Below are 11,381 nucleotides of genomic sequence, written 5' to 3'. Positions count from 1 at the left end.
CAGTCGCAAACATCTTTAAAATATGTTTCATACATTGATGATGCAAAAAAATATATGAAAATCATAGACGAAATTGCGCTTCACGAAAGCATCTCTGATGCAGATAAAGCAAAAATAAAAATGATTTGTGAGATTATGCTTAGTGCTTATGTTAAATTAGCACCAAGTGTTATTACAGATAATGAACTTATAAAGCTCTCAGCTGAGTATCATAAAAAATTTGAGAAGCTACTTGAAAAAATCAATCGAAGCTAAAAAGAGAGAGTTTCTGCTCTATCTTGAGGAGATAAGAGGCTACTCTGACTTGACTATTAAAAGTTATGATGAATCTTTGAGGGAGGCATTTTTATATATTGAGATAATTCAAGAGGATAAACATACTCTTTTAAACCTTATGTCATATCGCATAAAAATCTCCTCGCTTAATCCAAAAACAATCAGTAAAAAACTAAGTGCAATCCGCTCTTTTGCCGAGTATCTAAATGATAACGGCATGAGAGTTATTTTAAAAGCAGACGATAGCATTAAAGTTGCAAAAACTTTGCCAAAACCGATATCGCATGAGCATATAGTTGAAGCGTTGTCGCTCTGTGGATTAAAGGAGAAACTTGTTGTAACGCTCCTTTACACTCTTGGTCTTAGAATCTCTGAATTGACATCTTTAACTATAGATAACATCTCCAATAAATGGGTAAGAGTTATAGGAAAAGGTAATAAACAAAGAGATATTCCACTTTTGGCAAATACAAAAGAGTTGTTAGATGAGTATTTAGATATATCGGTACAAAAAAAGTTTGTTTTTGAGAAAAATGGCGAAAAATTAAGCCAAAACAGTCTAAGATATATAGTTATAAATGTCTTTAGCAGGGTAGGATTAAAAGTCACGCCTCATCAACTCAGGCACTCTTACGCATCGGGTCTTTTAAACGGCAGGGCTCCAATAGCTGACGTTAGCGAGTTGTTAGGACACTCATCTATGGCGACTACACAAATATATACAAAATTGGGCAGTGCATTGAAACAAGAAAACTACAATTTAGCACATCCGCTTTGCGGAGTTGATGAATTATGATTGGCAAGTTTTTAGAAACTTTATATACAAAAGTTTTTATAAATATTATTGTTGAAAATTCGCAGACAGTAGTGTATGTAGAGGAGTGCTCCAGAAATGAGGTGTTGCAGAGTACACATAAAGTTTTTGAAACTACTTCGATAAACTCGAAAATGCAAGATTTTATTCGTGCATTTTTTAAACAAACCCCTTTTTATTATGTATCAATTTTAGACAAGTCGTCAAATCAGGGGGCAATTCCTACCTGCACGGTTAGTGAAATGGGAAAATATTGCGATATTAACTCTTCTGAATATATATGTTTCTCAGAGCATTGGGCTTACTACACTTCAGAGTATGATTTAGAGGCTATAAAACATGAGTACAGAAGTATTGGACTTGATTTTATTTTCTCCCCCTTTGCGTTAATGGCAACTTTTTTTAAAGATAAAATAGGCAGTACATTAGCAATGTTCGTTTTGGTTGAAGACAGCTATATCTCTTTTAGCATTTTTGACAAATCTAGGTTACTGTACGGGGAATATCTAGATATGCAGCATCATAAAGATGATGAGGAGATGCTGATAGATTCATCACTTGAGTATGAAGATGATACTTCACTCGGTATCGATGGCATCGACTTAGAAGATATGAGTATAGAGGATGACGTTGTTAGTTTTGATGATTTTGCAGACATTGAAGATTTAGATAGCGATAACAGTATGGATGAATTTTCTGAGATACAAGAAATTCACGAGAATATAGAACATGAGGTAGATATCTCAACTGAGGGTTTTAATGAGGATTATCAAAGATTTTCATTAATACAGAGTGCTCTTAAGACTTTTTATAAAGATCCAAAATATGAGAGCCAATTTATAGAGACTATTTATATAGCTGATGGAGCACGGGTAAGTTCAGATTTAAAGAGTTATCTTGAGGAGGAGATGTTCTTAAATGTATATGTTAGAAAAATAGATTTAGGCGTTGTTCTATGTGAGATGGCAAAGGCAGAGGTAAATGAGATATAGTTACATAAAGCCTAGAGCAAAAACTATCTTTACAAAAGATATACAGCTGCTTTTTACTTTCTTTGGTGTTACTATCTTTATGCTTTTTAGTACGTATGCTTTTTTACTTTTTAGAGATTATAGATTTACGCAGGAGATGCAAGATATTAAAGAACAGAAAAATCAGCTTAGTATAAATATTTCAAAAATTAACAAGCAGATTGCAGTTGCACAGAAACAGAGCCTCTTAGCGGAGAAAATTTTTACAAAAAACAGTGTTTTAAAAGATAGCATAAATAATCTATTTGATTTAGTTCCAAGTAGAATAACACTCTCAGAGGCAAAAATAATGCAAAATGGACTTATCCTTTATGGCATTACACCAAATAAAGATGTTTACAATTTTATGCTCCAAGCACCGCTTAGATCAATATTTCATAGAACTTACAGTAGCTTTTATCCGGCTGATAATGGCTGGCTAAGATTTGTATCTACCAACTATATAGATGAGGAGGAGTTAAGTAGTGAAAATTAATTTCTCAAGACAAAATATCTATCTGCTCGTGATGACTATGTTTTTACTTGTGTTTGTTTTGGTATTTTCATTTGCCGTTTTGATTCCTAACGGTAAAGAGTACAGAGTAAAAAGGGTTGAATTAAAAAAAGAGAATATTGGGCTAAAACAGCTGAGCAATTTTTCTATTGAAAAAGAGGTTATACTTCAAAAACTTCAAAGCGATAATTTACATGTTATAAAAGCATTTGGAACTGAGTTTAATGCTCAAAGATTTGAGAAACAGCACAAATTATTTTTTAGCTCCCTTAGTATTATAAAAATGAATAAAGCTGAGGAGGAAGAGGGATTTAGCGTATATGAAGTAAACACTACCTCCGAGATTAGCTCGCCGAAAAGTTTTTACAACTTCCTAGATGCCGTGAACAAAAGCGACTGGATTATAGCGGTAAATTTTCCTATAAACTTCAAAAGAGACGGGGAGATGATTAGCTCATCTTTTACTATGAAGGTCTATAATAACAAAGAGTCAAACGCTACTGAGTAGCTCTTTTATCTTTAAAAAAGCATCAGAATTTTTATAGAGATAGGGTCGTAGTTTGGGGTTGATTTTTAAAATTCTGCAGACATCTTTAAACTTTTTATCCATCTTAGGCATCTCTTTTTCATAAGGCAGGATAAAAACTAAATCCCTTTCTTGATTTACAATAAAACGTCTTCCCACAATAGCAATAGAGTTATTTTTTAAAACTTCTCTCTCGCTTGCACTCAACATATAAAGTTTTGACTTGAGATATTTGTCAATCATAAAGATATCCGCCCTTTGATTCTGTGAGCTTTTAAAGTATGCAAAACTGCCAATACTCTTTAGTTCTATCTCTTCAATAAGTTCCGCTCTATCTTCATCTATATATGCGAAACTTTTTTTGATTCCACTTAGATATTTTTCTAAAAGAGGCAAAGAGTAGTTGTGTCTAAATGCATTTCTTTTGATATCCTCATCAAGATTGCTTTCATCTTCAAAGTATATTTTTTCATTCGCATGAAGGTAGGCTAAAAGCTCTTTTTTATCCAGATGAAGAAGAGGGCGCACGAGAGTGTAAAAATTTCTCTTATCAATACTCTGCATACCTGCTATTTCAGCACATCCAGCACCTTTGCAAAACTGCATAAGCATCCATTCAAATCTGTCTCCGAGATGATGCGCCGTGAGAAGATTTTCATACCCATGTTTAGTGATTAGCTCCTCAAAAAATTTGTATCTAATCTCTCTGGCTTTTGCCTCAAAGTTATTCTCAAACTTTAAAGCATTTAAGACGTGGCACGTGAGGTGATGCTCTTTGGATAACTCTCTTGCATACTCTACCTCTTGCTTACTCTGTTTCCTGATGCCATAATCTACTATTGCAATATCAAAAGGGATGTCGTTTTTTAAAAGGAGAAAAAACAGAGCGGTAGAGTCCGCCCCGCCGGAGAAGGCTAAGAGATTTTTTTTATCTTTTAGTTTTAGGAGTATTTTGTTTTCAAGCATTCTCTACGGTAGCAGTTAAAATATTGCCGACCATGCCCGTGATTTTGGCTCTGTATATTTTAGTAAACTCAAGCTCTTCATCTACAGTTCTATCATTTACGTAAATTTCGCCGTCAATTTCAGGTGCCCAGATAAGCTCCTTTGCACTTAGGAGATACTCATGCTCGTCACTCTCAGCATCTATGATTATTTCAACATTTTTGCCAATTCTGCTCTTGAGTGATTTTTCCATAGCTTCTGAAGCAATCTTGCCTAAAATCTCGGCTCTTTTGTTGATGGTTTTTGCAGGTATTTTCTCGCTCATCTCATGTGCGGGTGTAGTCTCTTCATCGGAGTATGCAAAGACATTGATACGGTCAAAGCCGAACGTAGATGCAAACTCACACATCTCCTCAAACATCTCCTGCGTCTCTCTTGGATGACCGACAATGAAGCTTGTGCGCAAAAACGACTCTGGAAGCGACTTCATGTACTCTAGTAGTTCAAGTGTTTGGCTCTTGCCAAATCCTCTTTTCATGATGCGCAACATCTCATCGTTTATATGCTGAATTGGCATATCAAAATAGTTATGAAAAATCTTGCTTTTTGCTATGTTTTTTAAAAGTGAAATAGTTGTAGTTGAGGGATACAGGTAAAGAATTCTTGCACTTTTTACACCTTCGATAAGCTCTATCCTCTGTATCAGCAAACTAAGCCCATCTTTGATGTTGTGATCTCTCAAAAAGGAGCTGCTGTCTTGTGAGACAAAAGAGAAGTCATAATACCCTTTAGCAACAAGTCCTTCAACCTCTTTTGCAATTGAGTCTAGGCTTCTGGAGTTTAACTTCCCTTTAAATGACGGAATAGCGCAGAAACTGCACATCTGGTTACACCCTTCTGAGAGTTTTATGTAGGCATGATAGGTTGATCCCGTTACAACACGCTCGGCACCGTCAATAAGATATACCGCTTCAGAGAATCTGCTTTTTTTCTCAATCAAAAGTTCATCAATTTTGTCATAATCGCCGACTCCGGTAAAGATGTCAACTTCGGGCATATCTTTAGCCAGTTCAGATTTATATCTCTCGCTTAAGCATCCTGCCATAACCAAAACAGAGTCCTCTTTTCGCGCGTTATGAAGATTTAAAACCGTGTTTATAGATTCTTGTTTTGCCGCATCAATGAAACCGCATGTATTTACAATGATTACATCTGCTTCACCTTGATTATCAGTGAGTTCAAAATTTTGAAGTTTACCCATCATAACTTCAGTGTCAACTAGGTTTTTTGTGCATCCAAGAGATACGATATGAAGTTTATTGCCCATTAATTCCACTTTTAAATATTTTTCGTATTATAACTAAAGGAGGCATAAAGTATAATTTTGTCATGAAAATATATGATGTTTTAATACTTGGAGCTGGTGCCAGCGGACTTATGTGCGCTTCAAATTTAAAAAGAAGACTTAGTGTTGCTCTGGTGGAGGGCAATAGCAAAATAGCCCAAAAACTAAAGATATCCGGTGGCGGAAAATGCAACATAACAAACGTGCACTTAAGTAGAGATAATTACGACGGCGACAAAGAGTTTATATTTAATGTGTTTGAGAGTTTCTCAAGAGATGATTTGCTTAATTATCTTCATGCAAATGGCGTTGAGCCAGTAATTCGTAAAAATCGTTACTACTTCTGCAAGGAGTCATCCGAGGAGATTATTAAGATTTTAAAGAAAGCTACCAAACATGTGGATATGCACTTAAATAACGATATTTTGTGGGTAAAAAAAGAGGGTAATATCTTTGAGATAAAAACCCAAACCGAACTCTTAAGAGCTAAAAGAGTAGTTGTTGCAACGGGCGGTAAAAGTTATAAAAATCTCGGTGCAAGCGATATTGGACTCGAAATCGCAAAGAGTTTTAACATAAAGACAAAAGAGTTTACTCCTGCTCTTGTGGGGCTTAGTCTTCAAAAAGAGCAGTTTTGGATGAAGGAGCTTAGCGGACTTAGCTGCTTTGTGAGTATAAAAGTTGGCGAGAGAGTTTTAAAAGAGGAGCTTCTTTTTGCACACAAAGGCATAAGCGGACCAGCTGTTTTGTCTGCATCCCTTTATTGGCAAAAGGGAAACATAGCGATAGATTTTTTACCAGATAACGATATTTTAAAGCTTATAAAAGGGAGTAAAAAACTTCTAAGTTCCGTAATTCCACTTCCAAAAAGACTCTCAAAAGCTCTTTTGGAAGCTTTGGATCTAGAAGATGTGGAGTGTAAAAAAATCTCTTCAGATATGAAGCAAAAGTTACAAAAGATACATAACTATGAGTTTGCACCTGCTGGAAATTTCGGTTTTAGTAAAGCCGAAGTGTGCCGTGGCGGAGTCTTGAGCGAAGAGTTAAACCCATACAGCATGGAAGTTTTGGACGTAAAAGATTTATACTTTATAGGCGAAGTAGTCGATGCAACGGGAGAACTTGGCGGGTATAACTTCCAGTGGGCTTTTAGCAGCGGCTATGTCTGCGCAAAAGGTATAAACGACGCTACTCTTTGAGTTTCTTTTCCATATACTCTTTAAGTATGGGTGCTTGAGAATGCTCTGTATCTTTTGCCCCATAGACGAGTGTGACTCTTTTATGTTGTTGTAGTAGGTTTATAAACTCTTCTACTATTTCAGGATTATTATCAAGCTCCTCTATATAACGCTCTTTAAATTTATCCCATTTTAAAGGGTCATGAGAGAACCATTTTCTTAGAAGTGTACTAGGCGAAATATCTTTGAACCAAAGATCTATATTTGCAGCCTCCTTGGTTACTCCTCTTGGCCAGATTCTATCAACAAGAATTCTAAACCCGTCATCTTTTTTTGAAGTTTCATAAGCGCGTTTAATCAAAATAGTCATCTCATTCTCCTTAATTATGTCTCACTTTTATTGTAGAAAAATAGGTCTCTGATAATTGTAACAAACAAAATATAAAAAAGAGAGAGATTGGAAAAGAAACTGTGTAAACCGACCTCTTATTTATAAATCACTTAGTGTCTTATAGTTAGTTTATGCTCCTTGATTTTGTTTATCAAGTTCGCTATAAATGATGTCTTTTTCTCTTCGTCTGCTATTGATTTTGTAGCTTTTAGATTAAAGAGTTCCATCTTTTTGTCAAGATAGCTAGTGTTTAGATTTCCTGCAATAAAATCCGCATCTTTTACGATTTCTCTATGAAGTGAGAGGTTTGTAATAACGCCGTCTATGTAAAACTCATCCAACGCTCTTGATGCTTTTTTGACCGCACCCTCCCAGTCAAGTGCCCAAACTATGAGTTTTCCTACCATCGAATCATAATTTGGCGGGATTGTGTAGCCGGTATAAACGCTTGAGTCGAGTCTTACCCCCGGACCTCCAGGAGTTATGTAGTTTGTAATTGTGCCTATTGAGGGCATAAAGTTGTTTTGAGGATTTTCTGCGTTTATTCTAAACTCTATCGCATAGCCTCTGAAATTTATCTCCTCTTGAAGATATTTGAGTTTATCGCCCTCTGCAATCTCTATCATTCGCTGGATAATATCAATCCCTGAGATAATTTCAGTCACGGGATGCTCAACTTGAACTCTTGTGTTCATCTCTATAAAGTATATGTTGTCGTTCTCATCAAGTAGATATTCCACTGTTCCGACACTCTCATAGCCTAGTTTTAGCATCGCTTTTGTAGAGATTCTATATAACTCTTTTCTTGCTTCGGGCTTCAGTCTAGGCGAGGGTGCAATTTCGATTACTTTTTGATGTCTTCTCTGGATAGAGCAGTCTCTCTCGCCCAAATGCACAACATTTCCATATTTGTCCGCTACTATTTGGATTTCAATGTGTCTTGGATTTTCAACATATTTTTCAATAAAAACATCGCCTTTGCCAAAATACTTTTTAGCCTCGTTTGTTGCAGAGTCAAACATCTCATCAAAGAGTTTTGCACTCTTTACTATTCTCATGCCTCGCCCACCTCCGCCAAATGCCGCTTTGATGATAATGGGAAAACCAATTTTTGCAGCGATTTTTCCGCCTTCTATTTTATCGACTATCGGCTCATCAGTTCCCTCTAAAACAGGAACGCCTATCTCTCTCATAGCGACTTTTGAAGCCATCTTATCGCCAAAGAGTGCAATGTGAGCAGGTTTTGGACCTATGAAAATAACTCCTCTATCTTCACATGATTGTGCAAACTCCGCATTTTCAGATAAAAATCCATACCCGGGATGAATAGCGTCACAACCCGCTTTAAGTGCTAAAGTTATAATTCTGTCATAGTCAAGATATGCTTGAAGCGCATCTCCTGTTATCGGGTAGCACTCATCTGCTTTTTTTACCCAAATACCCTCAACGTCAACCTCAGAAAAAATCGCCACACTTTTTATATCCAACTCTTTACAAGCCCTAATGATTCTTAGAGCTATTTCGCCTCTGTTTGCAACTAGTATTTTAGAGATTTTTTTCATCTTTTACACCTTGCGGATAATTTTGCTGAAATTTTATAGCTTTTTAAAAATTATTTCTTCACAATCTATGCGCAATAAACTATCTGTTTTTGCTTAAATACTATTTTATTTTTGCTACAATAATAACCATGAAAAAAGAAATACTTCAAAAAAGAGTCCAAATTGCAAACGATATTATGTACTATATCTACACACATATAGATACAAAAATAGAGATGCAGGAGCTGAGTGAAGATTTAAAGATAAGCAAATTTCATATGCATAGAGTGTTTAAAGATATATTTTCAAAAAATATCTATGAGAGCATAAAATCCATTAGACTTCAAAAAGCTTCAAATCTGCTTTTGACAAATAGGTACTCAACAATTACTCAAGTGGCAAATATCTGTGGTTACAGTTCACAAACATCATTTTTGCGTGTTTTTAAAGAGCGCTTTGGGATGACGCCAAAAGAGTGGAGGGTAGGCGGATATAAGAGCTATTCGCAGCAAATTATAGAGCAGTCGCCAAAAGCCAAAAAATCGACTGCAAAGTTTGACCATATAGAGCCGAGTATTGTAAAAATGCCCCTTATACAGAGCTACTATATAAGACACAGCGGATATAATGCAGAGATAAAACAAACTTGGCAAAAGCTTCAAACATGGGCTTTTAGCAATAATGTAACAGAGTTTAGACATATTGCACTTTTTCATGATAACCCGACTATCACCCCGCTTGATGAGTGTCAATATGTCGCCTGCATAGCTGTAGATGCTAAAGCAAAAGTAAAGAGCGACAGATTGCCAAAGTTTAATATTTCTGACGGGATTTATGCAAAGTTTGATTTAGTAGCAAAACAAGGAGATATGCTAAAATTTATGCAGTGGGCATACCATGAATGGCTTCCAAAGAGCGAGTATGAAACCACTACAAAACCACCTTATGTGATTTACAGAAAAAACAACTATCTATCCGATGACAATGAGTTTGATATAAGTTTTTATCTATCTATAAAGTTCTAAATAGCTAAGAAAATTGGCTAGTTAACTTTAGGTAAAATTGTACTTGGTATGAGAATTAATGTAGTAAGAAGTAGTGGTGCTCACAACTGGACTCGAACCAGTGACTTTTACCTTGTCGAGGTAACACTCTACCAACTGAGTTATGCGAGCAAGAGCGTAATTTTAGCAAAAAATTCTTAAAGTAAATTTTTTTATTTGACCCATTAAAAAAGTTGTTTAAAATATAATCGACACGAGAAATTTACTTTTAATTTATGTTTATTAAGTGTATAATTCGACTCATAATTAAAAAGTACCATAAGGCAAGTTATGAACTTAACTGAGTTAGAAGATATAGGTTTAAAGAGCGTTGGAAAAATTTATCATAATCTTAGTTATGATGAACTGATTCATCATGAATTAGAAAATAAAGAGAGTGTAGTTACAAAAAAAGGTGCAACAGCTGTAGATACAGGTATATTTACAGGTCGCAGTCCAAAAGACAAATATTTTGTAGATCGTTATCCCTCAAATCAATATATTGCATGGGGCGATGTAAATCAAAAAATAAGTGAAGAAATTTTTAATGAACTTTTAGATCTCTCAAGAGAGCAACTCTCAGGCAAAGACTTGTACGTAACAGACGTTTACAGCGGTGCTAGTGAAGCTTCAAAAAAATCAATACGCTTTATAACTGAGATAGCATGGCAATCTCACTTTGTAAAAAATATGTTTATTCGCCCAACTAAAGCTGAACTTGAAGTTTTTAAGCCGCAATTTACAGTGTTAAATGCATGTAAAGCAGTTAATGAAAAATGGAAAGAGCATGGTTTAAATTCAGAAGTTTTTGTACTTTTTGATATTGAAAATAATTTAGCAATAATCGGTGGAACATGGTATGGGGGAGAGTTGAAAAAAGGAATTTTTTCAATGATGAACTACTGGCTTCCTCTTGATGGAAAACTTTCTATGCATTGCTCTGCAAATGTCGGAGAACGTGGCGATACGGCACTTTTCTTTGGACTTAGTGGAACGGGGAAAACTACGCTCTCTACAGATCCTCATAGAAGACTTATAGGTGATGATGAGCATGGCTGGGATAACGACGGTGTATTTAACTTTGAAGGCGGCTGTTACGCCAAGGTTATAAATCTTGATGCCAAGAGTGAGCCGGAGATTTACAACGCCATTAGACCTGGTGCTCTGCTTGAAAACGTCGTCATGTACGGTGAGGGCGAAGTCAATTACGAAGATGCCAGTAAAACAGAAAACACCCGCGTCTCTTACCCGATAGAACACATTGAAAATCACGAACCTTCTCTAACTGCAGGACACCCTGAAAACATAATTTTCTTAACTGCAGACGCTTTTGGCGTTCTCCCTCCCGTCTCAAAACTTACTCGTGAACAAGCAATGTACTATTTTTTAAGCGGTTATACTGCTAAAGTTGCAGGAACTGAACGCGGTATTACTGAACCAGTTGCTACATTTAGCTCTTGTTTTGGGGAAGCATTCTTGCCACTTCATCCAACGGTTTATGCAAAACTTTTAGGCGAAAAAATAGACAAACATGATGTACATGTTTACCTTGTAAACACAGGTTGGACAGGTGGAGCTTACGGTGTAGGGCATAGAATGAGCATCAAAGATACTCGTGCATGTATCAATGCTATTTTAGACGGAAGCATCAAGAGTAGCAAGTTTGATGTTATAAAGACATTTGGATTACATGTTCCAAAGACTCTCGGTGATATAAACCCTGAGATATTAAACCCTCGTAATGCATGGGCTGATAAAGATGAGTTTGACAAGACAAGAGATATATTAGCTAAGATGT

General features: G+C 35.9%; 11 protein-coding genes, 1 tRNA gene and 1 pseudogene. 8 read left to right on the top strand and 5 right to left on the bottom strand.

The genetic code is table 11. From position 1 onward, the window contains the following. The 5 genes and pseudogenes from M0Q17_RS08760 to M0Q17_RS08740 form a co-directional block, all read left to right on the top strand. Positions 1-255 (top strand): annotated as a pseudogene (locus M0Q17_RS08760) (hypothetical protein); the annotation flags it as partial. Continuing rightward, positions 233-1,072 (top strand): tyrosine-type recombinase/integrase, encoded by an 840-nt coding sequence (locus M0Q17_RS08755; RefSeq protein ID WP_295086014.1) that lies wholly within the window; start codon positions 233-235, stop codon positions 1,070-1,072. The pseudogene M0Q17_RS08760 and the gene M0Q17_RS08755, both read left to right, overlap by 23 nt. Next, a complete protein-coding gene (locus tag M0Q17_RS08750; RefSeq protein ID WP_295086012.1) occupies positions 1,069-2,082 on the top strand; it encodes a hypothetical protein in 1,014 nt (337 codons plus the stop codon). The genes M0Q17_RS08755 and M0Q17_RS08750 overlap by 4 nt, the downstream gene beginning before the upstream one ends. Beyond that, the gene (locus M0Q17_RS08745; RefSeq protein WP_295086011.1) at positions 2,072-2,596 is read left to right on the top strand and encodes a hypothetical protein; all 525 of its coding nucleotides are present in this window, start codon (positions 2,072-2,074) and stop codon (positions 2,594-2,596) included. The genes M0Q17_RS08750 and M0Q17_RS08745 overlap by 11 nt, the downstream gene beginning before the upstream one ends. Further along, on the top strand, positions 2,586-3,122 hold the full coding sequence (locus tag M0Q17_RS08740; RefSeq protein ID WP_295086009.1) for a hypothetical protein: 537 nt from the start codon (positions 2,586-2,588) through the stop codon (positions 3,120-3,122). The genes M0Q17_RS08745 and M0Q17_RS08740 overlap by 11 nt, the downstream gene beginning before the upstream one ends. Here M0Q17_RS08740 and tilS read toward each other — a convergent pair. Together tilS and rimO are read right to left on the bottom strand one after the other, a co-directional pair. Beyond that, positions 3,105-4,106 (bottom strand): tRNA lysidine(34) synthetase TilS, encoded by a 1,002-nt coding sequence (gene tilS, locus M0Q17_RS08735; RefSeq protein WP_295086007.1) that lies wholly within the window; start codon positions 4,104-4,106, stop codon positions 3,105-3,107. The genes M0Q17_RS08740 and tilS overlap by 18 nt on opposite strands. Then, positions 4,099-5,412, bottom strand: a complete 1,314-nt coding sequence (gene rimO / locus M0Q17_RS08730; protein WP_295086005.1) for a 30S ribosomal protein S12 methylthiotransferase RimO — start codon at positions 5,410-5,412, stop codon at positions 4,099-4,101. Before rimO ends, tilS begins: the two co-directional genes overlap by 8 nt. A gap of 62 nt (positions 5,413-5,474) precedes the next feature. Here rimO and M0Q17_RS08725 point away from each other — a divergent pair, with 62 nt between their 5' ends. Further along, positions 5,475-6,629 (top strand): aminoacetone oxidase family FAD-binding enzyme, encoded by a 1,155-nt coding sequence (locus tag M0Q17_RS08725; RefSeq protein ID WP_295086003.1) that lies wholly within the window; start codon positions 5,475-5,477, stop codon positions 6,627-6,629. Here M0Q17_RS08725 and M0Q17_RS08720 read toward each other — a convergent pair. After that, the gene (locus tag M0Q17_RS08720; RefSeq protein ID WP_295086002.1) at positions 6,619-6,978 is read right to left on the bottom strand and encodes a DUF488 domain-containing protein; all 360 of its coding nucleotides are present in this window, start codon (positions 6,976-6,978) and stop codon (positions 6,619-6,621) included. The two genes, M0Q17_RS08725 and M0Q17_RS08720, sit on opposite strands and share 11 nt — an antisense overlap. A 131-nt stretch (positions 6,979-7,109) precedes the next feature. Further along, the gene (locus M0Q17_RS08715; RefSeq protein WP_295085999.1) at positions 7,110-8,561 is read right to left on the bottom strand and encodes an acetyl-CoA carboxylase biotin carboxylase subunit; all 1,452 of its coding nucleotides are present in this window, start codon (positions 8,559-8,561) and stop codon (positions 7,110-7,112) included. A 128-nt stretch (positions 8,562-8,689) separates the two neighbouring features. On the opposite strand from M0Q17_RS08715, the gene M0Q17_RS08710 reads away from it, so the two are divergent. Beyond that, positions 8,690-9,565: a GyrI-like domain-containing protein gene (locus M0Q17_RS08710; RefSeq protein ID WP_295085998.1), complete on the top strand. Its 876-nt coding sequence runs from the start codon at positions 8,690-8,692 to the stop codon at positions 9,563-9,565. Positions 9,566-9,639: 74 nt separating this feature from the next. Here M0Q17_RS08710 and M0Q17_RS08705 read toward each other — a convergent pair. Continuing rightward, positions 9,640-9,715: transfer RNA gene (locus M0Q17_RS08705), tRNA-Val, on the bottom strand. A 159-nt stretch (positions 9,716-9,874) separates the two neighbouring features. Here M0Q17_RS08705 and pckA point away from each other — a divergent pair. Further along, on the top strand, positions 9,875-11,381 hold a 1,507-nt coding region (gene pckA / locus M0Q17_RS08700; protein ID WP_295085995.1), incomplete at its 3' end, for a phosphoenolpyruvate carboxykinase (ATP).

Origin of the sequence: Sulfurimonas sp. (genome assembly GCF_023229105.1) — a bacterium.
Classification (GTDB): domain Bacteria; phylum Campylobacterota; class Campylobacteria; order Campylobacterales; family Sulfurimonadaceae; genus Sulfurimonas.
This window is presented reverse-complemented; position numbering and strand designations above follow the sequence as displayed.

Bases quoted from the DNA above. Each gene is read 5' to 3' on its own strand.
- M0Q17_RS08720 (WP_295086002.1), bottom strand. From the start codon at position 6,978: ATGACTATTTTGATTAAACGCGCTTATGAAACTTCAAAAAAAGATGAC.
- M0Q17_RS08715 (WP_295085999.1), bottom strand. From the start codon at position 8,561: ATGAAAAAAATCTCTAAAATACTAGTTGCAAACAGAGGCGAAATAGCT.
- tilS (WP_295086007.1), bottom strand. From the start codon at position 4,106: ATGCTTGAAAACAAAATACTCCTAAAACTAAAAGATAAAAAAAATCTC.
- M0Q17_RS08750 (WP_295086012.1), top strand. From the start codon at position 1,069: ATGATTGGCAAGTTTTTAGAAACTTTATATACAAAAGTTTTTATAAAT.
- M0Q17_RS08710 (WP_295085998.1), top strand. From the start codon at position 8,690: ATGAAAAAAGAAATACTTCAAAAAAGAGTCCAAATTGCAAACGATATT.
- rimO (WP_295086005.1), bottom strand. From the start codon at position 5,412: ATGGGCAATAAACTTCATATCGTATCTCTTGGATGCACAAAAAACCTA.
- M0Q17_RS08725 (WP_295086003.1), top strand. From the start codon at position 5,475: ATGAAAATATATGATGTTTTAATACTTGGAGCTGGTGCCAGCGGACTT.
- M0Q17_RS08745 (WP_295086011.1), top strand. From the start codon at position 2,072: ATGAGATATAGTTACATAAAGCCTAGAGCAAAAACTATCTTTACAAAA.